General features: G+C 56.7%; 1 protein-coding gene. It reads left to right on the forward strand.

Features of this window, described 5'->3' with window-relative positions; all coding sequences use genetic code 11:
* The coding region (locus tag Xvie_RS20425) for an inverse autotransporter beta domain-containing protein (protein ID WP_208612662.1) at window positions 1-730 on the forward strand (730 nt) is incomplete at both ends.

Raw genomic sequence — 730 nt, forward strand, 5'->3', positions numbered from 1 at the left:
GCGGTCAGTTAATTTATGAGCAATATTTTGGGGATGAGGTCGGCTTGCTGAGCGAAGCGCGCCGGCAGAAAAACCCGGCGGCCTTTACCCTGGGCGTTAGCTATACCCCTGTCCCGCTGGTGACACTGGGGCTTGACCGCCGGCAGAGTGCAGCCGGTGGCGGGGAAACCCTGTTTAATTTCGGCCTGAATTATGAAATCGGCACGCCGTGGTCAAAACAGGTTGACCCTGATGCGGTGGCCTTTAAGCGCAGCCTGCAAGGCGGGCGTTATGATTTGGTTGACCGCAATAACCAAATCGTCCTGGAGTATCGTAAGAAAAACCTGATCCGCCTGATGATGGAAAGCCGGATTAGCGGACGCGGCGGGGCGGTTATTCCGTTGAATGTCAGTGTCAGCGCCAAAAATGGCCTGAAAGAGATTGTCTGGGATACCGCCAATCTGGTGGCGGGGGGCGGTAAGCTGGAAAACGCCAGTGCACCGGCGCAGTCAGCCAACTTAGCCACCGAATCTGTGCGCAGTGGCACGCATTATCTGCTGACCCTGCCGCCGTTCCTCGAAAAAGGCACCAACATTTATACCCTGTCCGGTGTCGCCCATGATAATCAGGGCAATGTCTCTGAGCGGATGGCAACCCAGATACAGGTCATCGCTTCCGCGGTCAACCCGGCCGGCTCCGGCTTTGAACCCACCAATAAATCGATGGTGGCTGACGGTAAAACCCGGACGGT

The sequence above is a fragment of the Xenorhabdus vietnamensis genome (assembly GCF_002127535.1).
In the GTDB taxonomy this organism is placed as follows: domain Bacteria; phylum Pseudomonadota; class Gammaproteobacteria; order Enterobacterales; family Enterobacteriaceae; genus Xenorhabdus; species Xenorhabdus vietnamensis.